Annotated in this window: 16 protein-coding genes and 1 pseudogene; 13 read left to right on the top strand and 4 right to left on the bottom strand. The window is 43.7% G+C overall.

What is annotated here, in order from left to right; genetic code table 11:
* Nucleotides 1-27: 27 nt before the first annotated feature.
* Both seqA and pgm read left to right on the top strand, forming a co-directional pair.
* Nucleotides 28-588 (top strand): replication initiation negative regulator SeqA, encoded by a 561-nt coding sequence (seqA, locus tag P4S58_RS10390; RefSeq protein ID WP_042483927.1) that lies wholly within the window; start codon nt 28-30, stop codon nt 586-588.
* 158 nt (nt 589-746) lie between these two features.
* Nucleotides 747-2,393, top strand: coding sequence for a phosphoglucomutase (alpha-D-glucose-1,6-bisphosphate-dependent) (gene pgm, locus P4S58_RS10385; RefSeq protein WP_337163904.1), 1,647 nt, complete (start codon nt 747-749; stop codon nt 2,391-2,393).
* Between the two features lie 77 nt (nt 2,394-2,470).
* On the opposite strand, the gene P4S58_RS10380 is transcribed toward pgm, so the two are convergent.
* A complete protein-coding gene (locus P4S58_RS10380) occupies nt 2,471-3,232 on the bottom strand; it encodes a DUF1853 family protein (RefSeq protein WP_337163903.1) in 762 nt (253 codons plus the stop codon).
* Between the two features lie 80 nt (nt 3,233-3,312).
* On the opposite strand from P4S58_RS10380, the gene P4S58_RS10375 reads away from it, so the two are divergent.
* Complete coding sequence (locus P4S58_RS10375) at nt 3,313-4,071, top strand: Nif3-like dinuclear metal center hexameric protein (RefSeq protein WP_180980137.1); 759 nt, start codon at nt 3,313-3,315, stop codon at nt 4,069-4,071.
* Nucleotides 4,072-4,138: 67 nt separating this feature from the next.
* Here P4S58_RS10375 and P4S58_RS10370 read toward each other — a convergent pair whose 3' ends face one another.
* The gene (locus P4S58_RS10370) at nt 4,139-5,428 is read right to left on the bottom strand and encodes a citrate synthase (RefSeq protein WP_042483918.1); all 1,290 of its coding nucleotides are present in this window, start codon (nt 5,426-5,428) and stop codon (nt 4,139-4,141) included.
* A 394-nt stretch (nt 5,429-5,822) separates the two neighbouring features.
* Here P4S58_RS10370 and sdhC point away from each other — a divergent pair, with 394 nt between their 5' ends.
* The 8 genes and pseudogenes from sdhC to sucD all read left to right on the top strand — a co-directional run bounded on the left by sdhC (nt 5,823) and on the right by sucD (nt 15,411).
* Nucleotides 5,823-6,215, top strand: a complete 393-nt coding sequence (sdhC, locus tag P4S58_RS10365) for a succinate dehydrogenase cytochrome b556 subunit (protein ID WP_042483914.1) — start codon at nt 5,823-5,825, stop codon at nt 6,213-6,215.
* Nucleotides 6,209-6,553 carry a succinate dehydrogenase, hydrophobic membrane anchor protein gene (gene sdhD, locus P4S58_RS10360; RefSeq protein WP_042483912.1) on the top strand — a complete coding sequence of 115 codons (345 nt, stop codon included), beginning with the start codon at nt 6,209-6,211 and terminating at the stop codon, nt 6,551-6,553. Before sdhC ends, sdhD begins: the two co-directional genes overlap by 7 nt.
* Nucleotides 6,554-8,320, top strand: coding sequence for a succinate dehydrogenase flavoprotein subunit (gene sdhA, locus P4S58_RS10355; protein ID WP_042483910.1), 1,767 nt, complete (start codon nt 6,554-6,556; stop codon nt 8,318-8,320).
* Nucleotides 8,321-8,334: 14 nt separating this feature from the next.
* Nucleotides 8,335-9,045, top strand: coding sequence for a succinate dehydrogenase iron-sulfur subunit (locus P4S58_RS10350; protein WP_042483907.1), 711 nt, complete (start codon nt 8,335-8,337; stop codon nt 9,043-9,045).
* Nucleotides 9,046-9,134: 89 nt separating this feature from the next.
* Nucleotides 9,135-11,944: pseudogene (sucA, locus tag P4S58_RS10345) on the top strand (2-oxoglutarate dehydrogenase E1 component).
* Nucleotides 11,945-11,972: 28 nt separating this feature from the next.
* Entirely contained in the window at nt 11,973-13,181 is a 1,209-nt protein-coding gene (odhB, locus tag P4S58_RS10340; RefSeq protein ID WP_337163902.1) for a 2-oxoglutarate dehydrogenase complex dihydrolipoyllysine-residue succinyltransferase, read from the top strand.
* A gap of 191 nt (nt 13,182-13,372) precedes the next feature.
* Nucleotides 13,373-14,539, top strand: a complete 1,167-nt coding sequence (gene sucC, locus P4S58_RS10335; RefSeq protein ID WP_042483897.1) for an ADP-forming succinate--CoA ligase subunit beta — start codon at nt 13,373-13,375, stop codon at nt 14,537-14,539.
* Complete coding sequence (gene sucD / locus P4S58_RS10330) at nt 14,539-15,411, top strand: succinate--CoA ligase subunit alpha (protein WP_102952736.1); 873 nt, start codon at nt 14,539-14,541, stop codon at nt 15,409-15,411. Before sucC ends, sucD begins: the two co-directional genes overlap by 1 nt.
* Before the next feature lie 76 nt (nt 15,412-15,487).
* Here sucD and znuB read toward each other — a convergent pair whose 3' ends face one another.
* Both znuB and znuC read right to left on the bottom strand, forming a co-directional pair.
* The gene (znuB, locus tag P4S58_RS10325) at nt 15,488-16,270 is read right to left on the bottom strand and encodes a zinc ABC transporter permease subunit ZnuB (protein WP_042484160.1); all 783 of its coding nucleotides are present in this window, start codon (nt 16,268-16,270) and stop codon (nt 15,488-15,490) included.
* Nucleotides 16,263-17,051: a zinc ABC transporter ATP-binding protein ZnuC gene (znuC, locus tag P4S58_RS10320; protein ID WP_042483893.1), complete on the bottom strand. Its 789-nt coding sequence runs from the start codon at nt 17,049-17,051 to the stop codon at nt 16,263-16,265. Before znuC ends, znuB begins: the two co-directional genes overlap by 8 nt.
* 79 nt (nt 17,052-17,130) lie before the next feature.
* On the opposite strand from znuC, the gene znuA reads away from it, so the two are divergent.
* Both znuA and P4S58_RS10310 read left to right on the top strand, forming a co-directional pair.
* Nucleotides 17,131-18,015, top strand: a complete 885-nt coding sequence (znuA, locus tag P4S58_RS10315; RefSeq protein ID WP_102963115.1) for a zinc ABC transporter substrate-binding protein ZnuA — start codon at nt 17,131-17,133, stop codon at nt 18,013-18,015.
* 211 nt (nt 18,016-18,226) lie between these two features.
* Nucleotides 18,227-21,577 (top strand): helix-turn-helix domain-containing protein, encoded by a 3,351-nt coding sequence (locus P4S58_RS10310; RefSeq protein WP_337163898.1) that lies wholly within the window; start codon nt 18,227-18,229, stop codon nt 21,575-21,577.
* The last annotated feature ends 591 nt before the right edge of the window (nt 21,578-22,168 follow it).

The raw sequence follows: 22,168 nt of genomic DNA, 5'->3' as shown, positions 1-22,168 counted from the left end.
TTTAAACATTGAGATTGTGAAAAGCGAATGAAAACAATAGAGGTTGATGAGGATCTATACCGCTACATCGCGGGTCAAACCCTTCATATCGGTGAGAGCGCGTCTGATATTTTGCGCCGTCTGTTGGATGTAGATAACAAGAACACATCTTCTGCTAAGCCAGAAGCTCCTGCTGTGTCTGCTATAGCTGCTGAACCGAAAGGTATCGTTGTGAGTAAAGATGCTGCTCAAGAAACGAAAGTGGATAGCGTAAAAGAAATGCGCACTTTACTGATTTCTGATGAGTTTGCGGGATTAAAGAAAGCTGTCGACCGTTTTATGTTGGTGCTGTCGACACTTTACCGTATTGATTCGGCAAGTTTCTCTGACGCTATGTCAGTTAAAGGCCGTAAACGTGTGTATTTTGCTGATAACGAACAGACCTTATTGGCTAATGGTCAAACAACAAAGCCAAAAGCGATTCCTAATACGCCATTCTGGGTTATCACTAACAACAACACCAGCCGCAAACAGCAGATGGTTGAGCAAGTGATGACGCTGATGAATTTCCCTGCGGACATTATCGAGAAAGTAACCAACGCTATCTAATACGAACGTTAACTACAAAGAGAACGTTCACTAAAGAGAAAGCGCGATCTAAATCTCGAACTGAAAAACAAAAAAGTCTGATTCAAACCTCATAATGCACAATACAAAGTTCGTATTATGAGGTTTTATTTTGTCTGAATTTTAGAAAGGATGTCATTATGGCTATGCACCCGCGTGCTGGGCAGAAAGCGCAACAAGAAGATTTACATAACATTCCTGCGTTAGTCGCAAACTACTTCCTACTCCAACCTGATCCAAGTAACTCTGCACATAAAGTAGAATTCGGTACTTCAGGTCACCGCGGCACAGCGGATAAATCAACCTTCAACGAAAATCATATTTTGGCGATTGCTCAGGCTGTGGTTGAAGTGCGTGCAGCACAAGGTACAAAAGGTCCTCTATTTGTTGGTAAAGATACCCATGCTCTTTCTGAACCTGCATTCAGCTCTGTCGTTGAAGTGCTGATTGCAAATGGTGTCGAAGTGATTGTGCAAGAGAACAACGGCTACACACCAACACCGGGTATTTCTCATGCGATCCTGACTTACAACTTAAAGCATGACGCGAAAGCAGACGGTATTGTGATCACACCGTCTCACAACCCACCTCAGGATGGCGGTATCAAATATAACCCGACTCACGGTGGTCCTGCGGAAGGTCAGTTAACCAAAGCGATTGAAGATCGTGCTAACGAGATCATCGCTAACAATATGCAAGACGTAAAACGTGTTGCGATTAGCGAAGCAAAACAATCTCCACTGTTCAAACAAGTGGATTTGGTGAAGCCTTATATTGATGACGTGGTTAACGTTATCGATATGGACGCGATTCAAAAAGCGAACCTGAAAATTGGTGTTGATCCATTAGGCGGAAGCGGTATTGATTACTGGCGCCAAATTGGTAAAGCATACAACCTAGATTTAACGCTGGTGAGCGAAGCAATTGACCCAACGTTCCAGTTTATGTCTTTAGATAAAGACGGTGTGGTTCGTATGGACTGTTCATCACCTTATGCAATGGCAGGTCTGCTTGCGCTTAAAGATGAGTATGATCTGGCATTTGGTAATGACCCAGATTACGACCGCCACGGTATCGTTACACCAAAAGGTTTAATGAATCCAAACCATTTCTTAGCAGTATGTATCGATTACCTATACCGCCATCGTGACGGTTGGGGCAAAGAGGTTGCTGTAGGTAAAACACTGGTATCCAGCGCGATTATCGATAAGGTTGTTGCGGATCTTGGTCGTGAACTGTGCGAAGTGCCAGTTGGCTTCAAATGGTTTGTTGATGGCTTATACAGCGGTAAATTTGGCTTTGGTGGAGAAGAGAGCGCAGGTGCTTCTTTCCTACGTAAAGATGGCACGCCTTGGTCAACGGATAAAGACGGCATCATCTTATGCTTATTAGCGGCTGAAATTACCGCCGTGACGGGTAAAAATCCTCAGCAATATTATGATGAATTAGCAGCTAAGCACGGTGAATCTCGCTACAACCGTATTCAAGCGGTAGCTAATGGTCCACAGAAAGACGTGTTAAGTAAACTTTCAGCTGAAATGGTTGCTGCTCAAACATTGGCTGGTGACCCAATTACGGCTCGTCTTACTCATGCGCCGGGTAATGGTGCTGCGATTGGTGGCTTGAAAGTGACGACTGATTTCGGTTGGTTCGCTGCTCGTCCTTCTGGTACTGAAGATATCTATAAAATTTACTGTGAAAGTTTCAAAGGCGCTGAGCACTTAGCTCAGATCGAGAAAGAAGCTCAAGAAATCGTAAATCAGGTGTTTAAAGCCGCTGGTTTATAGTTTTTGTTTGTTACGTGAATTTTAAATGAAGAGAGGCGACTAGGTCGCCTCTCTTTTTACATTTGAGATACTAATAATTAGATGGCTTGTTCTTGCACTGGCCACGTTTCTGGCAATATAAACCAGAATACGTCCGATTCAGATTGGCAGTGAACAAATCCTTCCTGTGGATCTGAGTAGCGTTGAGAGGCTTCATTTCTTCCTGTTAGCCACTGAGCTTTATCCAACAGATAGAGTGGTTCTTTAATTAAATGAGCTTGTGATTGATAACACCAACGGCCTTGTATTTGATCGACGTTGATAGAGAAGCCTAAGCATTCATTGGGTACTGGTTCAGGAGTAAATGGGTTGATATACAATCTGCCTTGCATAAGAAGGTGCTGTGAAGCGTTCGACCATAAAGGATGTTTCAACGAAAACTGTTCGCTGCTGGAAAGGGGTAACTGATGGTTGAGCATATGAGACAGTTTAAGGTCTAGTCTGTCTTCGGCATTCGGGCCATACCAAAGACCTTGATGAAGCAAATAGAATTTTACTGCGACTTCCCAGTGCTCAAATTGTTCGGTTTTGCGGTTTTTTAGAATGAAATCAACAGAACCTAATGTTTTCCCTTCATGAACAAGCTGAATTTCTTCAGCAATGGCGCTGTAAGTTGAGGTAGATTTGAAAAGCTCAGAGCACAGGTGTTGATATAAAAATCCAAGTCGCTGGTTGCCTTGATATGCTGTCCATTTTCTTTGTACAGGCTTGGAAAACGGTGCCTTGCTTGCAATAGGTGGTGAAGCTTTAAATATCGACGGGGTGGTTGTTACCCAATCAATTAACGGTTTTAAGTCCATATAGTTACCCGAGCATATTTCGACAATTTATTCTGAAATTGTTATAACCTCGTCATACCCATTAAGCAATGGAATTTGAGATGAATAATTTACAGTTTGAAGCGTTATTGAACGCGACTCTCTCTCCGCAATTAATTAAAGATTATTGCCCCAATGGTCTTCAAGTTGAAGGTCGAAAAGAAATCAAAAAAATTGTCACAGGTGTGACGGCATCCAAAGCTCTCATTGAAGAGGCAATAAAGATGAATGCGGATGCGATTTTGGTTCACCATGGCTATTTTTGGAAAGGTGAAAACGAGGCGATTCGTGGTATGAAAGGCGAACGCATACGCCAATTGATAAAGAACGACATCAACTTATTCGCTTATCATTTACCCTTAGATATTCACCCTGAACTGGGCAACAACGCTCAGCTTGCTCAGCTATTAGAGATTGAAGTTGAAGGTGGACTGGAAGGCCATCCACAATCTGTGGCGATGTTTGGTCGGCTTCAGAAAGAAATGACGGGAGCAGAATTAGCGCAACGTATAGCTACTGTGTTAAATCGCGAGCCATTACATATCGAACCTGAATTGGCAGATAAGAAAATACTGCAAGTGGGTTGGTGTACTGGTGGTGGTCAGGATTTTATTGAGTTAGCGGCTTCACAAGGGATGGATGCTTTCATATCTGGCGAGATTTCAGAACGTACCACTTATTCGGCGAGAGAACTCAACATTCACTACTTTGCCGCAGGTCATCATGCAACTGAGCGATACGGCATCAAAGCGTTAGGTGAATGGTTAGCTGAACAACATGGATTTGATGTGACTTTTATTGATATTGATAATCCAGTTTAGTTGATAACAGAAATAAAAAGAGCGAGATATTATCTCGCTCTTTTTATTAGTACGTATTAATACGGAGTTATTCGCGCTCGTGTAGAGGCTCGAAGTCACGCATTGTAAGACCAGTATAAAGCTGACGCGGACGACCGATACGATTTTGAGGGTCGCTGTGCATTTCGTTCCAGTGTGCAATCCAACCGATAGTACGAGACATCGCAAAGATTACTGTGAACATTGATACTGGAATACCAATCGCTTTCAGAATGATACCTGAGTAGAAATCTACGTTCGGGTAAAGTTTCTTCTCGATGAAGTATTCATCTGATAGGGCAATACGCTCAAGCTCCATCGCTACATCCAATAGTGGATCTTTAATGTTAAGCTCTTTAAGCACGTCGTGACATGCTTCACGCATAACCGTAGCGCGAGGGTCGTAGTTTTTGTAAACACGGTGACCGAAGCCCATTAAGCGGAACGGGTCATCTTTATCCTTAGCACGCTCAACGTATTCAGGAATCTTATCTACAGAACCGATCTCTTCGAGCATACGTAGACATGCTTCGTTAGCACCGCCGTGAGCAGGTCCCCAAAGAGATGCGATACCTGCAGCAATACATGCAAACGGGTTAGCACCAGAAGAACCAGCTAGACGCACTGTTGAAGTTGATGCGTTTTGTTCATGGTCTGCGTGAAGGGTAAAGATTTTATCCATCGCGCGAGCAACCACTGGGTTAACGTCATACTCTTCACATGGTGTTGCGAACATCATGTGTAGGAAGTTTTCTGCATAGCCAAGATCATTACGTGGGTAAATGAATGGTTGACCTACAGAGTACTTGTAACACATCGCTGCCAATGTTGGCATTTTAGACAGTAGACGGTATGCCGCGATTTCGCGGTGTTGGTCATTATTGATGTCTAAAGAGTCATGGTAGAAGGCTGCAAGTGCACCAACTACACCACACATAACAGCCATTGGGTGAGCATCACGACGGAAGCCGTGGAAGAAGCTTGCGATTTGCTCATGCACCATAGTGTGGCGAGTTACAATTTTCTTGAACTCTTCGTATTTTTCACGAGTAGGGGCTTCACCGTAAAGAAGGATGTAACACACTTCTAAATAGTCGGCATTATTGGCTAACTGATCGATAGGGTAACCGCGGTGTAGCAGAACACCTTTGTCGCCGTCGATGTAAGTGATTTGAGATTCACAGGATGCAGTGGCAAGAAAACCCGGGTCAAATGTGAAGTAGCCATTCGCTCCAAGTTTGCGAACATCGATTACTTGTGGGCCGATACTCCCGTCCATAATCGGCAGTTCAATTGGCGCTTTACCTTCAATATGAAGGGTCGCTTTCTTATCTGCCATAACAATCTCCTTTGTTTATTATTTAATCCGTCCAGGATGTTTTGTGTGCCTTTTTTTACGTCTGATCCACATCAAAGTCAATTTTCTTCATCTGATGTGTGCACTTTCTTTGATTTTTTATACATATAAAGTTAAAAATCTGTTCTATGTAGCAAAAATTGTTACATCAATTGTATTAGAATGTTGCCAGCCGTATATTGGCGCAGTTAATTTTGGTGGAAACCTTATAAATTCAAGGCTAGAAACAATTAGAATGAGAGGTTTTTATTCTGGTTGTTAACAATTTATTTACAATTTAAGTGCTAGATATAGCGATTATTTGTTAAGTAAATGTTAAGTTTTATGGCTTTGCCACCAAAAAACATTCATAACTATAAATGCTCAATGGAGCTGAGTGAGCAAGCCCGTGAAAGAAAGAAAGTCAAGACCTGTTAATTTAGATTTACAGACCATTAGCTTTCCGATTAGCGCAATCGCATCAATCCTTCACCGTGTGTCAGGGGTTATTACGTTTGTCGCAGTCGGCATACTACTTTGGTTACTATCCTTATCATTATCTTCGCCACAAGGCTTCATGGACGCGAGTCATCTTGTAGGTGGTTTTTTCGCCAAGTTTATTCTTTGGGGAATTTTAACCGCTTTGGCCTACCACATTGCTGGTGGTATTCGTCATTTATTGATGGATCTTGGTCATTTCGAGGAGCTTGAATCTGGAGCAATGAGTGCGAAAGTTGCTTTCGGTGCAACAGCCGTTCTATCTGTATTGGCGGGGATCTTGGTATGGTAAAAAACGTTTCTTCATTCGGTCGCAATGGAGTTCATGATTTCTTACTAATTCGCTCTACCGCGATCATCATGACTCTTTATACGATCTATCTCGTGAGTTTCTGCGCTTTCACAGATATCTCATATGCCTCATGGACGTCCTTCTTCGGAGGAACGTTTACTAAAGTCTTCACAATGTTGGCGTTAGTTTCAGTACTTATCCACGGCTGGATTGGCTTATGGCAAGTACTAACTGACTACGTAAAGTGTTCTAAACTTCGTGGCGGTCTTCAATTAGTCGTCATTGCAATTCTGTTTGGGTACTTCTTCTCTGGCCTGTTTGTTTTGTGGGGTGCGTAAGTGACTATTCCTGTTCGTGAGTTTGATGCCGTAGTAATCGGCGCTGGTGGTGCTGGCATGCGTGCTGCACTGCAAATTTCTGAGCAAGGCTTATCTTGTGCTTTGCTATCTAAAGTATTCCCAACTCGTTCACACACAGTATCTGCTCAAGGTGGTATTACCGTTGCTCTTGGTAACTCTCACAAAGATAACTGGCAGTGGCACATGTACGATACGGTAAAAGGTTCTGATTACATCGGTGACCAAAATGCTATCGAATATATGTGTAAGAACGGTCCTGAATCTGTTATCGAACTTGAGCGTATGGGTCTTCCATTCTCTCGTTTTGAAGATGGTTCAATCTATCAACGTCCGTTTGGTGGTCAATCTAAAGAGTTTGGTGGCGAGCAGGCTGCTCGTACTGCGGCTGCGGCTGACCGTACTGGTCACGCGCTACTGCACACTCTTTATCAACAAAACATCAAACATAAGACAACCATTTTCTCTGAGTGGTACGCACTGGATTTAGTGAAGAACCAAGATGGTGCCATCTTAGGTTGTACTGCTCTATGTATGGAAACTGGTGAGATTTGTTACTTCAAATCTAAAGCAACGATTCTGGCAACAGGTGGTGCGGGTCGTATCTACGCTTCTACGACTAATGCTCATATCAACACAGGTGACGGTGTCGGTATGGCACTGCGTGCTGGTGTACCAATGCAAGACATGGAAATGTGGCAATTCCACCCAACAGGTATTGCGGGTGCGGGTGTATTGGTAACTGAAGGTTGTCGTGGTGAAGGTGGTTACCTTCTAAATAAAGACGGCGAACGTTTCATGGAACGTTATGCTCCAAACGCAAAAGACCTTGCTGGTCGTGACGTTGTTGCTCGTTCAATGATGATTGAAATTCGTGAAGGTCGTGGTTGTGATGGTCCTTGGGGTCCACACATCAAGCTGAAACTGGATCACTTAGGTAGAGACGTTCTTGAGTCTCGTCTACCTGGTATCTGTGAACTTTCTCGTACCTTTGCTCACGTTGACCCAGTAAAAGAACCAATTCCAGTTATTCCAACCTGTCACTACATGATGGGTGGTGTACCAACTCAAGTTTCTGGTCAAGCGATTAAGCAAGATGCTTCTGGTAAAGATATGGAAGTTCAAGGCTTGTTTGCTTGTGGTGAGATTGCATCTGTATCTGTTCACGGTGCAAACCGTCTAGGTGGTAACTCACTGCTTGACCTAGTGGTATTCGGTCGCGCAACCGGTCTTCACCTAGGTGAAACTCTTGCTGCGCAAGCAGAAGCACGTCCTGCAACTGAATCGGATATCGAAGCCTCTCTAGCGCGTACCATGCGTTGGGAAAACAGCAAAGGCGGCGAAGACCCATTCCAAATCCGTAAAGACCTACAACGTTGTATGCAAAACAGCTTCTCGGTATTCCGTGAAGGTGATGCAATGGCACAAGGTTTAGAAGAGCTGAAAGTGATTCGTGAGCGTCTGCAAGAAGCTCATCTTTCAGATAAGTCTTCTGAGTTCAACACTCAGCGTATTGAGTGTCTAGAGCTGGATAACTTGATGGAAACTGCATTCTCAACGGCTGTTGCGGCGAACTACCGTACAGAAAGCCGTGGCGCACATGCTCGCTTCGATTTCCCAGACCGTGATGATGCTAACTGGCTATGTCACTCTATCTACAACCCTGAGACGGAACAGATGAGCAAGCGTGATGTAAACATGACGCCTGTACATCGTGAAGCGTTCCCTCCAAAAATCCGTACATACTAAGGGAGGATTAACCAATGAAATTGAACTTCTCTTTGTATCGTTACAACCCGGATGTAGACAACAAGCCGTATATGAAAGAGTATGTGCTTGAGGTTGAAGAAGGCTCGGATATGATGGTTCTTGATGCACTGATTTTGCTGAAAGAACAAGATCCTACAATCGCATTCCGTCGTTCATGTCGTGAAGGTGTTTGTGGTTCCGATGGTTTAAACATGAATGGTAAAAACGGTCTGGCATGTATCACGCCTTTATCTGCACTTAAAGGCAGTAAAATTGTGATTCGTCCACTACCTGGTTTGCCAGTTGTTCGTGACTTGATCGTTGATATGACCCAGTTCTATGACAACTACGCAAAAGTGAAACCGTTCCTGATCTCTGAAGGTGATTTACCTCCTTCACGTGAAAACTTACAGTCTCCTGAAGAGCGCGCGCATTTAGATGGTCTGTACGAATGTATCATGTGTGCATGTTGTACAACTTCATGTCCTTCGTTCTGGTGGAATCCTGATAAGTTTATTGGTCCTGCAGGTCTTTTAGCTGCTTATCGATGGTTAATTGATAGTCGTGACACTGCGACAGATGAACGCTTATCTAATCTTGATGATGCATTTAGCGTTTTTCGTTGCCATGGCATCATGAATTGTGTAAGTGTCTGTCCTAAAGGGTTAAATCCGACGAAAGCAATCGGCCATATTAAATCAATGCTGATTAATCGTTCTGTTTAAATAGTCACAAGATTGCAGGCTCTAGGGCCTGCCTTTGTAGCTCGGCATAGACCGAAGCAAACGTGAAACCTACTAGTTAAGGGAAAATAATGCACAACGGCGTGATGAAGGCATGGCTCGAGTCTTCACACTTGGCTGGCGCCAATGCAACTTATGTAGAAGATATCTACGAACTGTATCTAAGTGATCCCGATCTGGTAAGTGAGGAGTGGAAACGTGTTTTTGATGGTTTGCCTACGCAGCCTGAAAATGTGGTTGAACAGCCGCATTCACGTGTCCGTGATTACTTCCGACGACTCGCTCAAGAGACAAAGCATTACAATGTCCAAGTTAGTGACCCCGAAGTCGATGCAAAACAAGTAAAAGTATTACAGCTTATCAATGCTTACCGCTTCCGCGGACATGAAGCTGCTAAACTTGACCCCTAAATTTGTGGAAACGCCCACCAGTGGCGGAATTGGATCCTGCTTTCCACAATCTTACCGAAGATGATATGGAAGAAACCTTTAACGTTGGTTCTTTTGCCGTTGGCACAGAAACCATGAAGTTAAAGGACATCTACAAATCTCTAGAACAGACTTATTGTGGTTCTATCGGTGCTGAATACATGCACATGACAGACACTGAGCAAAAGCGTTGGATCCAACAACGTTTAGAATCAGTAGTAGGTCAGCCATCTTTCACTCTCGAAGAGAAAAACACTTTCCTTGATGAATTAACTGCAGCGGAAGGCCTTGAGCGCTATTTAGGCGCAAAATTCCCAGGCGCGAAACGATTCTCACTGGAAGGTGGCGATGCATTAATCCCAATGACTAAAGAGCTGATCCGTCATGCCGGTAAAAACGGTATGCGTGAAGTTGTTGTTGGTATGGCGCACCGTGGTCGCTTGAATATGCTTGTTAACGTTTTGGGTAAAAAACCTCAAGACTTGTTTGATGAGTTTGCTGGCAAGCACGACGAAACATGGGGTACAGGTGACGTTAAATATCACCAAGGTTTCTCAGCGGATTTCGCAACTCCAGGTGGCGATGTTCACTTAGCACTGGCGTTTAACCCTTCTCACCTTGAGATTGTAAACCCAGTAGTTATGGGCTCTGTGCGCGCACGTCAAGATCGTCTAGGCGATGAAGATGGTAGCAAAGTACTTCCTATTACTATCCACGGTGACTCAGCTGTTGCGGGGCAAGGTGTTGTAGCTGAAACATTTAACATGTCATTGGCTCGCGGTTACTGTGTTGGTGGTACGGTTCGTATCGTGGTTAACAACCAAGTTGGTTTCACGACTTCAAACCCTCGCGACACTCGTTCAACCATGTACTGTACTGACATCGCGAAAATGGTTCAGGCGCCAATCTTCCACGTTAACTCAGACGATCCAGAAGCGGTTGCGTTCGTAACACGCATTGCACTGGATTACCGTAATGAGTTCAAACGTGACGTCGTGATTGACCTTGTTTGTTATCGTCGTCATGGACACAACGAAGCTGATGAGCCAAATGCAACTCAGCCTCTGATGTACCAGAAAATCAAAAAACACCCAACACCACGTAAGCTATACGCTGATGTGCTGATCGATCGTAAAGAATGCGATATTGAGACAGCCACTCAATTGGTGAATGAATATCGTGATGCATTGGATCGTGGTGAAGTCGTCGTTAAAGAATGGCGCCCAATGGCAATGCACTCTGTAGACTGGTCTCCGTACTTAGGTCACGATTGGAATATTGATTGGGATAGCCAAATTGATCTTGATCGCCTGAAAGAGCTTGCAACACGCACTTGTTCGCATCCAGAGAGTCATAAGCTTCAAAGTCGTGTAGAAAAAATCTACAACGACCGTAAGGCTATGATTACTGGTGAGAAAAAACTTGATTGGGGTATGGCGGAAACTTTAGCTTACGCAACTTTGGTTGATAATGGTAAGCGAATTCGTATCTCTGGTCAGGACTCTGGACGTGGCACGTTCTTCCACCGTCATTCGGTTCTACACAACCAAACAGACGCGAGCACGTACATTCCTTTAGCGAATATTCATGACAACCAAGGTCCATTTGAAGTTTTGGACTCGGTGTTATCTGAAGAAGCGGTATTGGCATTTGAATATGGTTATGCGACAGCTGAACCTAGTGGTTTAACCATTTGGGAAGCTCAGTTTGGTGACTTTGCCAACGGTGCGCAGGTTGTTATCGACCAATTCATCTCTTCTGGCGAACAGAAGTGGGCTCGTCTATGTGGTTTGACTATGCTGCTGCCTCACGGCTACGAAGGTCAAGGACCAGAGCACTCGTCTGCACGTCTAGAACGTTACCTGCAGCTATGTGCAGAGCAAAACATGCAAGTTATCGTACCTTCTACACCAGCACAGGTTTACCACATGCTGCGTCGTCAGGTTGTACGTAAGATGCGTCGTCCGCTCATTGTTATGTCACCAAAATCTCTGCTTCGTCATCCTCTATGTGTGTCAAGCATGGAAGAGCTAGCGCAAGGTACATTCTTGCCAGCTATCGGTGAAATTGACGATTTGAACCCTGCTAACGTTAAACGCGTTGTATTCTGTTCAGGTAAAGTTTACTACGACTTGTTAGAGCAACGTCGTAGCAATGAACAAGATGATGTTGCTATCGTTCGTATTGAACAGCTTTACCCATTCCCGATGGAAGAAGTACAAGCGGCTATCGAACAATACACTAACGCTGTTGATTATGTATGGTGTCAGGAAGAGCCTCAAAACCAAGGCGCTTGGTACTGTAGTCAACACAATTTCCGTGCGGCGATCCCAGCAGGCGCCGATTTGAAATATGCAGGCCGTCCTGCTTCTGCATCACCAGCAGTAGGCTATATGTCGGTACACTTGAAGCAGCAGAAAGCGTTAGTTGATGACGCTCTGAACATAGCTTAAGAACTAGAAGTAAAAGGAAGACACAGATATGACAATTGAAATTCTGGTTCCAGACTTACCTGAATCAGTAGCGGACGCAACTGTCGCGACTTGGCACAAGAAACCGGGCGACATGGTTGCTCGTGACGAAGTCATTGTTGAAATCGAAACTGATAAAGTTGTTTTAGAAGTACCAGCTCCGGAAGAAGGTGTACTAGAAGCGATTCTTGAAGAAGAAGGTGCAACCGTTCTTTCTAAACAACTACTTGCACGCCTAACTCCTGGAGTTGTTGCAGGCGAGCCAACTAAAGACTCTGCGGATTCAAGCGAAGCTTCTCCAGACAAACGTCACAAAGCGACGTTGACTGAAGAAACGAACGATGCGCTAAGCCCAGCAGTTCGTCGTCTGCTTGCAGAACACAACCTAGAAGCGAGTGACGTGAAAGGTTCTGGTGTAGGCGGTCGTATTACTCGTGAAGACATCGAAGCACACCTAGCATCGAACAAAGCAGCACCTACTCCTGTTGCTGAAGCAGCAGCGCCAGCACCTGTTGCAGCTCGTAGCGAAAAACGCGTGCCGATGACTCGCCTTCGTAAGCGTATTGCAGAGCGTCTGCTTGAAGCGAAGAACAGCACTGCAATGTTGACGACGTTCAACGAAGTGAACATGAAGCCTATTATGGATCTTCGTGCGCAGTATCAAGACCAGTTTGAGAAGCGCCACGGTATTCGTCTTGGTTTTATGTCTTTCTACGTGAAAGCCGTAACAGAAGCTCTAAAACGTTACCCAGAAGTGAATGCTTCATTGGATGGCGACGATGTCGTTTACCACAACTTCTTTGATATCAGTATTGCGGTATCAACACCTCGTGGTTTGGTGACGCCAGTGCTTAAAGATGCGGATACCCTTGGTTTTGCTCAAGTGGAAAAAGGCATCAAAGAACTCGCACTTAAAGGTCGTGACGGTAAGTTGACGGTAGATGAATTAGTGGGTGGTAACTTCACTATCACTAACGGTGGTGTATTTGGCTCGCTAATGTCTACGCCAATCATCAACCCACCACAAGCGGCAATCTTGGGTATGCATAAGATTCAAGACCGCGCGATGGTAGTGGACGGTAAGATTGAAATCTTACCTATGATGTACCTAGCTCTATCTTACGACCACCGTTTAATCGATGGCCGTGAGTCAGTAGGCTTCCTAGTAACCGTTAAGGAACTACTAGAAGACCCTGCACGTCTGCTATTAGACATTTAATATCGCTAAAACGTCTAGTTACCCTAGGGTGACTAGACGCCCATAGCGCCCAAGGCTAGACTGCCCAACATCTGGCCTTCATCTAAGTTTCAACAACTTATTTGTAAAGCCCTACGAACGCAAACGCAGCCAAGACTGTAGCGTTATGGAAATAATAATTCCTTCAAAGGAAGAACAAACGGAATATCAAAATGAATTTGCATGAATACCAAGCCAAACAGCTGTTTGCAGAATTTGGATTGCCTGTACCCGAAGGTTATGCATGTGATACGCCACAAGAAGCTTTCGAAGCTGCTGGCCGTATCAGTACAGCGAAAAAAGTCGTTAAGTGTCAGGTTCACGCAGGTGGCCGCGGTAAAGCGGGTGGTGTAGAACTTCACGACACTAAAGAAGGCGTTAAAGAGTTTGCTCAAAAGTGGCTAGGTAAAAACCTAGTAACTTACCAAACAGACGCAAACGGTCAGCCTGTTGCTAAGATTCTGGTTGAAGAAGCGTCAAACATCGCAAATGAATTGTACCTAGGTGCAGTTGTTGACCGTGCTACACGTAAAATTGTGTTCATGGCGTCAACAGAAGGTGGTGTAGAAATTGAAAAAGTTGCTGAAGAGACTCCAGAGTTAATTCACAAAGCAGCGATTGATCCACTCGTAGGCCCACAAGCTTACCAAGGTCGTGAACTTGCGTTCAAACTAGGCCTTGCTGGTGACCAAATTAAACAATTCGTTAAGATCTTTATGGGTCTTGGCCAAATGTTCTCTCAGTACGACCTCGCTCTACTAGAGATCAACCCGCTTGTGATTACTGGCGAAGGCAACCTATTGTGCCTAGACGGTAAAATCAACATCGACTCAAACGCTATGTACCGTCAGCCTAAACTGCGTGAAATGCACGATCCTTCACAAGAAGACGAGCGTGAAGCACATGCAGCTCAGTGGGAACTGAACTACGTAGCTCTAGACGGTAACGTTGGCTGTATGGTTAACGGTGCTGGTCTGGCAATGGGTACAATGGACATTGTTAACCTACACGGTGGCAAACCTGCAAACTTCCTAGATGTAGGTGGTGGTGCAACGAAAGAGCGTGTAGCTGAAGCATTCAAGATCATCCTATCTGATGACAATGTAAAAGCCGTTCTAGTAAACATCTTTGGTGGTATCGTACGCTGTGACATGATCGCAGAAGGTATTATCGGAGCAGTGAAAGAAGTTGGCGTAAGCGTTCCAGTTGTTGTTCGTCTAGAAGGTACGAACGCGGAGCTTGGTCGTGAAGTTCTTGCAAGTTCTGGTCTTGATATCATTGCAGCTGAGTCTCTAACTGACGCAGCTCAAAAAGTTGTTGCTGCTGCGGAGGGCAAATAATGTCTGTACTTATTAACAAAGATACTAAAGTGATCTGCCAAGGTTTTACTGGCGGCCAAGGTACTTTCCACTCTGAGCAAGCGATCGCTTACGGCACGCAAATGGTTGGTGGTGTTTCTCCGGGTAAAGGTGGTCAAACTCACCTAGGTCTACCTGTGTTCAACACTGTACGTGAAGCAGTAGAAGCAACAGGCGCTACAGCGACGGTTATCTACGTACCAGCAGCATTCTGTAAAGATGCAATTCTAGAAGCTATTGATGCTGGTATTAAGCTAATTGTAACAATCACGGAAGGCATCCCAACTATCGATATGATCGATGTGAAAGTGAAGCTGGAAGAAACTGGCGTACGTATGATCGGTCCTAACTGTCCGGGTGTTATTACTCCAGACGAATGTAAGATCGGTATCATGCCTGGTCATATTCATAAGAAAGGTAAAGTAGGTATCGTATCTCGTTCTGGTACTCTGACTTATGAAGCGGTTAAACAGACTACTGACGAAGGTTTCGGTCAGTCTACGTGTGTTGGTATCGGTGGTGACCCAATTCCGGGTTCAAACTTTATCGATATTCTAAAACTGTTCCAAGAAGATCCAGAGACTGAAGCAATCGTAATGATTGGTGAAATCGGTGGTACAGCGGAAGAAGACGCAGCAGCGTTCATCAAAGAAAACGTAACTAAGCCTGTTGTTTCTTACATCGCGGGTGTAACTGCTCCTCCGGGTAAACGTATGGGCCACGCGGGCGCAATCATTTCTGGTGGTAAAGGTACAGCGGAAGAGAAATTTGCTGCACTTGAATCTGCTGGCGTGAAAACGGTGAAGAGCCTAGCGGACATCGGTAAAGCTCTGCGTGAAGTTACCGGTTGGTAATCTCATTCAAGATAAAGAAAACCCAAGCTCAGGCTTGGGTTTTTTATTGGAAGCTCTACGGGTATTAAAGAAATAATTAACTTCTTTTTACGATATGGCTAAGCATAAACAATGTGCTTGCGCTGATAACGACAGAAGGCCCCGCTGGTGTGTCAAAGTGCCAAGATAAAGTTAGTCCGCACAGAACACTGATGATGCCGATTAGAGAGGCAAACAGTGCCATCTGCTCTGGTGTTTGAGCCAGTCGTCTTGCGGTTGCTGCAGGAATAATAAGTAGTGAAGTCATGATCAGAGCACCCACAAACTTCATGCCCACAGCGATAACTAAACCTACTAATAGCATGAGTACCAAACGCATCAGGTCAATGTTGATGCCTTCTACCGAAGCAAGTTCCTCATTCACACTGCTTGAAAGCAATGGACGCCAAAACAGATAAAGAATCGCGCCTACAATGATCACACCGCTCCAGATAAAGATTAGGTCAGAAGGGTTTACTGCAAGCAGATCACCGAACAGATAACTCATCAAATCAATACGAACATTGTCCAGAAAACTAACAGCAATCAAACCGAGCGATAGAGAGCTGTGAGCCAGTATGCCAAGTAATGTATCGGTAGCAACCAACTGCTGCTTTTGCAGAGTTACTAAAATGAAGGCCAATCCTAAACAACAAATAAGCAGTGCAAAATAAAGGTTGATGTCCAAAAGAAAGCCCAACGCAAGCCCCATAAGAGAGGCGTGAGCTAACGTGTCGCCAAAGTAGGCCATTTTGCGCCAAACGACAAAAGAGCCTAATGGTCCTGCAATAATTGCAATACCAATACCAGCAAGAATCGATGGAAGTAGAAATTCAATCATGTTGATGATGACCATGGGAGTGATGAGAACATGTACCAGCATCGCCTTTTACTGGCTGACCAGAAAGATCATGATGATGGTGCTCATGGTTATGATGATAAAACGCCAATGTTTCTCGGCTACGGTCACCGAATAAAGCAATATAACTTGGGTGTTTGGTGATGTGCTCCGGTGTACCGGAACAACACACATGGTGATGCAAACAAATCACCTCATCGGTTTTTGCCATTACCAGATGAAGATCATGGGAAACCATAAATACACCACAGCCGAAACGCTGACGAATGGTATTGATTAAATCGTATAAGTCAATTTGGCCTTGCACATCCACACCTTGAGCAGGCTCATCCAATACAAGGATGTCAGGTCTTTGTAGCAAAGCACGTGCAAGCAGTACTCGTTGGTTTTCGCCACCCGAGAGTTTGTGCATGTCATTTTTTGCCAAATGTTCAGCACCAACCAATCGCATCGCTTCGGTGAGTTCCTGACGACTATACTTACCAGCGAGTTTAAGAAAACGCTCTACGGTGAGTGGTAACGTATCGTTAAGCTTTAGCTTCTGAGGAACGTAGCCAATCTTTACATTTTTAGCTTTGACGACATTACCTGAAGTCGGTGTGTGAAGACCGAGCAGTACTCTAACTAAAGTCGATTTTCCTGCTCCATTTGGTCCAATAAGGGTTGTTATCTTTCCTTTTGAAAGAGCAAGGTTGACGCGATCTAATACTCGGAGTTGGTTGAAATCTACGCAGATATCTTGCAACTCAATAAGCGCTGACATTAATGGAACTCATTTGCAATTGACTGATGTTATAATGTAACATTTATCCAATATTAACGCCACAGGATATACGACATCCATGTTTTCTAGAATCACTCTTTTATTGAGTCTAATTGTCTTACCGTTTTCTAGTTGGGCAAATACCATTCTGACAAGTATTAAACCTATTCAGATGATTACGCATGAGTTGACACTAGGAGTGACCGAGCCAGAAGTTTTGCTCTCAGCCAATGCGTCACCACACGATTACGCCCTTCGCCCTTCGGATGTCAAAACCATTCGCCACAGTTCTTTGGTTATTTGGTTCGGTAAAGATCTGGAACCTTTTTTGGAGAAAGTTCTCAGTCAGCAAGACAACGTCTTAACGCTAAGTGAAATACCTGATTTGAAGCTACGTTCTTATGGTGAAGTGGGGCATGATCATGAACATGATGGTCATAACCATGGAACTCATGACCCGCACTTTTGGTTGGGCGTAGAACAGGTAGAACAGGTGGCAAAGGCGATTACACAAGCTCTTGTTGCTTCAGATGTAGCGCATAAAGACATATACAACAAAAATTTGAGCGACTTTATTAATTCGTTACATCAAACAGATAAAGAAATTGCCGCGAAGCTAGACCAAGTAAAGCATAAGCCGTATTACGTTTTCCACGATGCTTATGATTACTTTGAGCAGCATTATGGTTTGAACAATATTGGCCATTTTACCGTCAGTCCAGACAGAAAGCCGGGTGCTAAAACTCTGATTAACATACGTAAAGCACTGGCTGCTAATGAAGCTAAATGTGTTTTCTCTGAGCCTCAGTTTCAACCTGCAGTAATTGAAAGTGTGGTGAGAGGCAGTGATGCTCAAACGGGAGTTCTCGATCCTTTAGGTGTCGATATCCCTGTAGCTAAAGGCAGTTACTTCGAGTTTCTCCATTCTATGAGCGACAGTTATTACGACTGTCTCGCGAAATAACTTTGGGTAATTCATTTATTACTTAGTGATATTTACAGATATTCACACTATGAAAGGCGATTTTTTATCGTCTTTCATTTGTGATACACGCTGAGAAAGCAAATTTTATCTCATTTCCCCCTTCAACTATCGCTGTTTTTCTATACAATGCGAGTTCTTTTTTGTCGCGAATTAACATTCGCAAACCTCTTGGTCGTAGAAAGGGCTTATTTTGTATCGCATCCTGTGTCTTGTCTTTGCTGTCTTTTACTTTGGTGTGTTTTCAGCAAACGCCATCGAAAAGTCTCCCTCTGTGTTTTATCCTCTGCCAACTCAAACACAGGGCAAAGTCTACGCGGCCAAAAGCTTATTCGTTGGTGATGCGGGGGGTATTTGGCTGCACGATGTCCATGGCAAAATACGTTTTTTTGACGGGCAAGCTATTTTGCCGAGGCAAGGTTCCATTCTGTCCAATGATTACCAGCAACTTGTTTACTTGAACAATGCTTTCTGGACTGTGATAGATGGCAGTCTGAACAAAATATCGACCAATGATGTACGAACCCGTGTCGTTGACCTTCCTGCAGGAACGGTCATTGATAAGATAGGTGTCTCTGGAAAGTCTATTTGGATGGTAAGCAAAGACTATTTCTACACTTACAATACGCAATCGCTTTTACTCGAGTCTTACACTCTAAAAACACTGACTCACTTTGATAAGTCAAAAAGGGTTGTGGTTAATGATGCGACATTCGGCATTTCAAAGTGGGTGCTAGCAACAAACTCCGGTGTTTTCCTATCAGAAAATCACAGTTTTATTCATGTACCTCGTTCGGGCGATGACTACGTTGAAACTTTATTCTTCTCCGAAAAGCGCAGAGAGATGCTTGTTGGAACATTGGATGGTGTACTGCTGGTTGATTTGAAAAACAAATCTAAAGATCCTCAAAAAATAGCTAAATCGCACGTACTCTCTATTGCTGAAACAGAAAATGAATATTGGATTGGCACAGAGAACGGTTTGTTCGTCCACTCATTGTTGAATCAGAGTACGACAAAGCTAAAGAGTAACGTACACAGTGCTTACTCGCTTAAAGGGCATAAAATTTTTTCTCTAGTGAACGACGCACAAGGGGGGATATGGATTGCCTCTGAGAAAGGTGTGTTTTACTACTCAATGTTTGGTCAGAAATTTAATCGTGTTTTGTCCAAGAAACTGACGAAAAGCGGCTTGAACGCCGATATTAAAAACATCGCTTATCTGCAAGGCAGCGACGAGTTTTTGCTCTCGATGTCAACGGGTGTAGCTCGCATTAATTTTAATCAATCACCACGACGAGAGCTGCTTTATGAAGGGCAAGTCAATGATTCTGTCTTAATGGGGAACGTTCTATGGCTAGCCACCGATGATGGTTTAGTCAAATTCGATGTCGTGCATTCAAAAGTAGTGAAAACCTCGCTTCCACTTTTGCTAACCCATTCCAAAGTGGATCGAATTGAAGTGGATAGCCATGAAGAATTATGGGGTGTGTCTGGTAATAAACTGTGGTCTTACAACACAGTCACCAAAGTGTTCGTGGAATATGGCGACGATTGGTTAGTGGATGCTTATCTTCCTGCCACTATCACGCAGTTAAAAGCGACACGGCACAATGGCATCCTTATTGGTACTGAGCACGGCACCTATTCCATCAGAGATCAGAGAATCACTTTCGATAGTGCGAGCAGCGAGTATGGTCAAAACCATTCAGTGATTGAAGATCGAGACGGAAATGTCTGGTATGCGAGTGATTATGGCGTGTACAAACAGCAAAGTGATAATGGTAAATTGTTCTCTATTATTTTGGCTGAAGACAGCATTAGCCCTAAATGTTTGATGGAAACGTCCCAAGGAATATGGCTATCCTCTTCTAGAGGGTTAACCCTTTATAGCCATCAAGGCGCAGTAAAAAAACATTTTGGAGAACCTTACGGGTTAATCAACAATGAGTTTCTTCCTAGTGTTTGTACTTCGAGCAATAGTTCGGTTTACCCACAGTTAGTTATTGGGTCTGCACTAGGTATGGTGAAAGTTTCGGCTGAAGAATTGTCCGTCTCAAGTCTGCCTCATTCTCCGGTCATTATTAGTCAAATCAAGGTTGACGATAAGCTGTTGTCGGTAGGAAGTCCCTCGGAGATTAGTGTGGATTATGGCCGATCATTAAGCCTCACTTTTGGCGCTTTACCCCAAACAGTGAACTTGAGTCTTGAGTATAAGTTAACGGAAAGCAGTCCGTGGTTACCTATTGATGGGTCCCAACTCACTCTTGATTATTTACGGCCGGGCCATTATCAACTCCATTTACGAAGCTCTACAACAGAGCAACGTAACAAATTAGAAAGCTATTTATCGTTTCACGTTATAGAGCCATGGTATCTCTCTATGACGGCTTTCATCGTTTATGTACTGAGCCTCATTTCTTTGTTGATATTCGTTGTTTGGTGGCGCTCACGCATGATGATGAAAGCAAACCGATTGCTCAAAGAGCAAGTGGATTTGAAAACCAGTCAGCTTAGGCACCAAAGTAAAATCGTACTCAGCAATAACTTGCAACTTCGCAAGCAGATTCAGGTTCGCCACGCACTGTTGGAAAACATTTTATTGGCTATAGAGCCAAGATTAGAAAAGCTAAAACTCGGAGCTCGTGAAGCGAATCAGGAAGAACTAGAAACTCTGGTGGAAGAAGCCAGAATCGAGTTGGAACAGGTTAAAAACGTGCGTTCCGATAATGAGTCGACGACATTAACGCATAACCTCTCTCTGGTTCTGGAATCGGTAGTGAGCAGCTGGAGTGATGAATTTTCTATTGCTGGAATGATTCTGGACACGGAAATTCAAAGTAGAAGAAGTTACGTAAAATTACAGCAGTTCAATCTGGATGTGATTTTTAATGCTTTATTTGCAGAGGCAATGAAACGTTTATTCAAGAATCAATCGCTCGTTGTTCGCTGCTATGAAGTGAATGGGCATGTTTTGGTAACCATGAGTGACCAAGGTGGAAGCGCTAAAAATGTCGAACAGACCATGACAACCACGTCGGGTTTTGCTCTCAATCAGTTAAGCGATCTTGTTGAACAATCGGGCGGTGAAATGAATGTCTATGTGTCTAAAGAACAGAACGTTGTGCAGCTATCTTGGCCAGCGGCAGATATTGAACAACTGGAAACAGACTTGGATTCATACTCAAAGTGTTCAGGTGACAATATCCTAGATGATACTGAGTGTTTATGGCTTAGTAAGGTTGAACAGCTTGTTGTCGATAATTTTTCTGATGCGGAATTTAGCACTGCTAATGTAGTGAAAGTATTATTTATGTCTGAACGAAGTTTCCAAAGACGATTTAAAACAGCTACGGGTAAAACATTTAAAGAATATCTCAACGAAGTGCGATTGGAGAAAGCTTGTCAACGCTTGCTAAGTGGAGAGAAGGTATCTCAGGCAGCGTATGAGTGTGGCTTCAATGACCCCTCTTATTTCAGTCAGCGTTTTAAACATCATTTCGGTTTGTCACCAACTCAGTTTATTGATGAACACCAAGATTAAAGGTGTTCATCTTTCTTCTTCCTTTGTAATACCTTCATTTTCTAACCCAAGTTTAAGGATTATCTTGGACGTAACTTTTTGCGTCCAAGATAAGCTTCTCAAAAGAGATCCAAGAGAATTGAACCGAACTTGAGACAATAAAGCTGAGAGCCGTATTTGCAATCAACGCTATTTCCAGTCGAAGTAGATTTGATCTGGGGGTATTTGTTTTGCTTATAAGTGGTTTTGGACAAAAAGACGTGTTGGGACTGGATTGAGGATCTGCAGATAAAAAAAACCGTGGTATAGCCGGGGGACTATACCACGGGTGCCAAAGACACCTTCGCTTGCTGCCGGAGTGACATAGCATCACTTCTGGAATAAATGTCTTCGAGAATGTGTGAAGACGGGAGTGACTATAATCAAACCGTACTTATACCCTTATAAAATTAACGACAATTTTCTATAAGAAAAACGACAACAAAATTTATTGATTTTAAGTTATTGTTATTAATTGGTTTATTTTGTTTTTCATTGAGAAGGAAGAAAAATCAGCACGTTTTAATATTTAAAAGTAGCTTTTGAAATTAACGTTTTTGACGAGATGAAGAA

It is taken from the genome of Vibrio sp. Hal054, from assembly GCF_037162405.1.
Lineage (GTDB): Bacteria > Pseudomonadota > Gammaproteobacteria > Enterobacterales > Vibrionaceae > Vibrio > Vibrio diazotrophicus.
The sequence above is the reverse complement of the archived record's forward strand: the minus strand, read 5'-3'. Positions and strand labels throughout refer to the sequence as shown.

What these genes read in the sequence shown, in the direction of transcription:
- seqA (WP_042483927.1), top strand. Translation starts at nt 28, where the DNA reads ATGAAAACAATAGAGGTTGATGAGGATCTATACCGCTACATCGCGGGT.
- pgm (WP_337163904.1), top strand. Translation starts at nt 747, where the DNA reads ATGGCTATGCACCCGCGTGCTGGGCAGAAAGCGCAACAAGAAGATTTA.
- P4S58_RS10380 (WP_337163903.1), bottom strand. Translation starts at nt 3,232, where the DNA reads ATGGACTTAAAACCGTTAATTGATTGGGTAACAACCACCCCGTCGATA.
- P4S58_RS10375 (WP_180980137.1), top strand. Translation starts at nt 3,313, where the DNA reads ATGAATAATTTACAGTTTGAAGCGTTATTGAACGCGACTCTCTCTCCG.
- P4S58_RS10370 (WP_042483918.1), bottom strand. Translation starts at nt 5,428, where the DNA reads ATGGCAGATAAGAAAGCGACCCTTCATATTGAAGGTAAAGCGCCAATT.
- sdhD (WP_042483912.1), top strand. Translation starts at nt 6,209, where the DNA reads ATGGTAAAAAACGTTTCTTCATTCGGTCGCAATGGAGTTCATGATTTC.
- P4S58_RS10350 (WP_042483907.1), top strand. Translation starts at nt 8,335, where the DNA reads ATGAAATTGAACTTCTCTTTGTATCGTTACAACCCGGATGTAGACAAC.
- odhB (WP_337163902.1), top strand. Translation starts at nt 11,973, where the DNA reads ATGACAATTGAAATTCTGGTTCCAGACTTACCTGAATCAGTAGCGGAC.
- sucC (WP_042483897.1), top strand. Translation starts at nt 13,373, where the DNA reads ATGAATTTGCATGAATACCAAGCCAAACAGCTGTTTGCAGAATTTGGA.
- sucD (WP_102952736.1), top strand. Translation starts at nt 14,539, where the DNA reads ATGTCTGTACTTATTAACAAAGATACTAAAGTGATCTGCCAAGGTTTT.
- znuB (WP_042484160.1), bottom strand. Translation starts at nt 16,270, where the DNA reads ATGATTGAATTTCTACTTCCATCGATTCTTGCTGGTATTGGTATTGCA.
- znuC (WP_042483893.1), bottom strand. Translation starts at nt 17,051, where the DNA reads ATGTCAGCGCTTATTGAGTTGCAAGATATCTGCGTAGATTTCAACCAA.
- znuA (WP_102963115.1), top strand. Translation starts at nt 17,131, where the DNA reads ATGTTTTCTAGAATCACTCTTTTATTGAGTCTAATTGTCTTACCGTTT.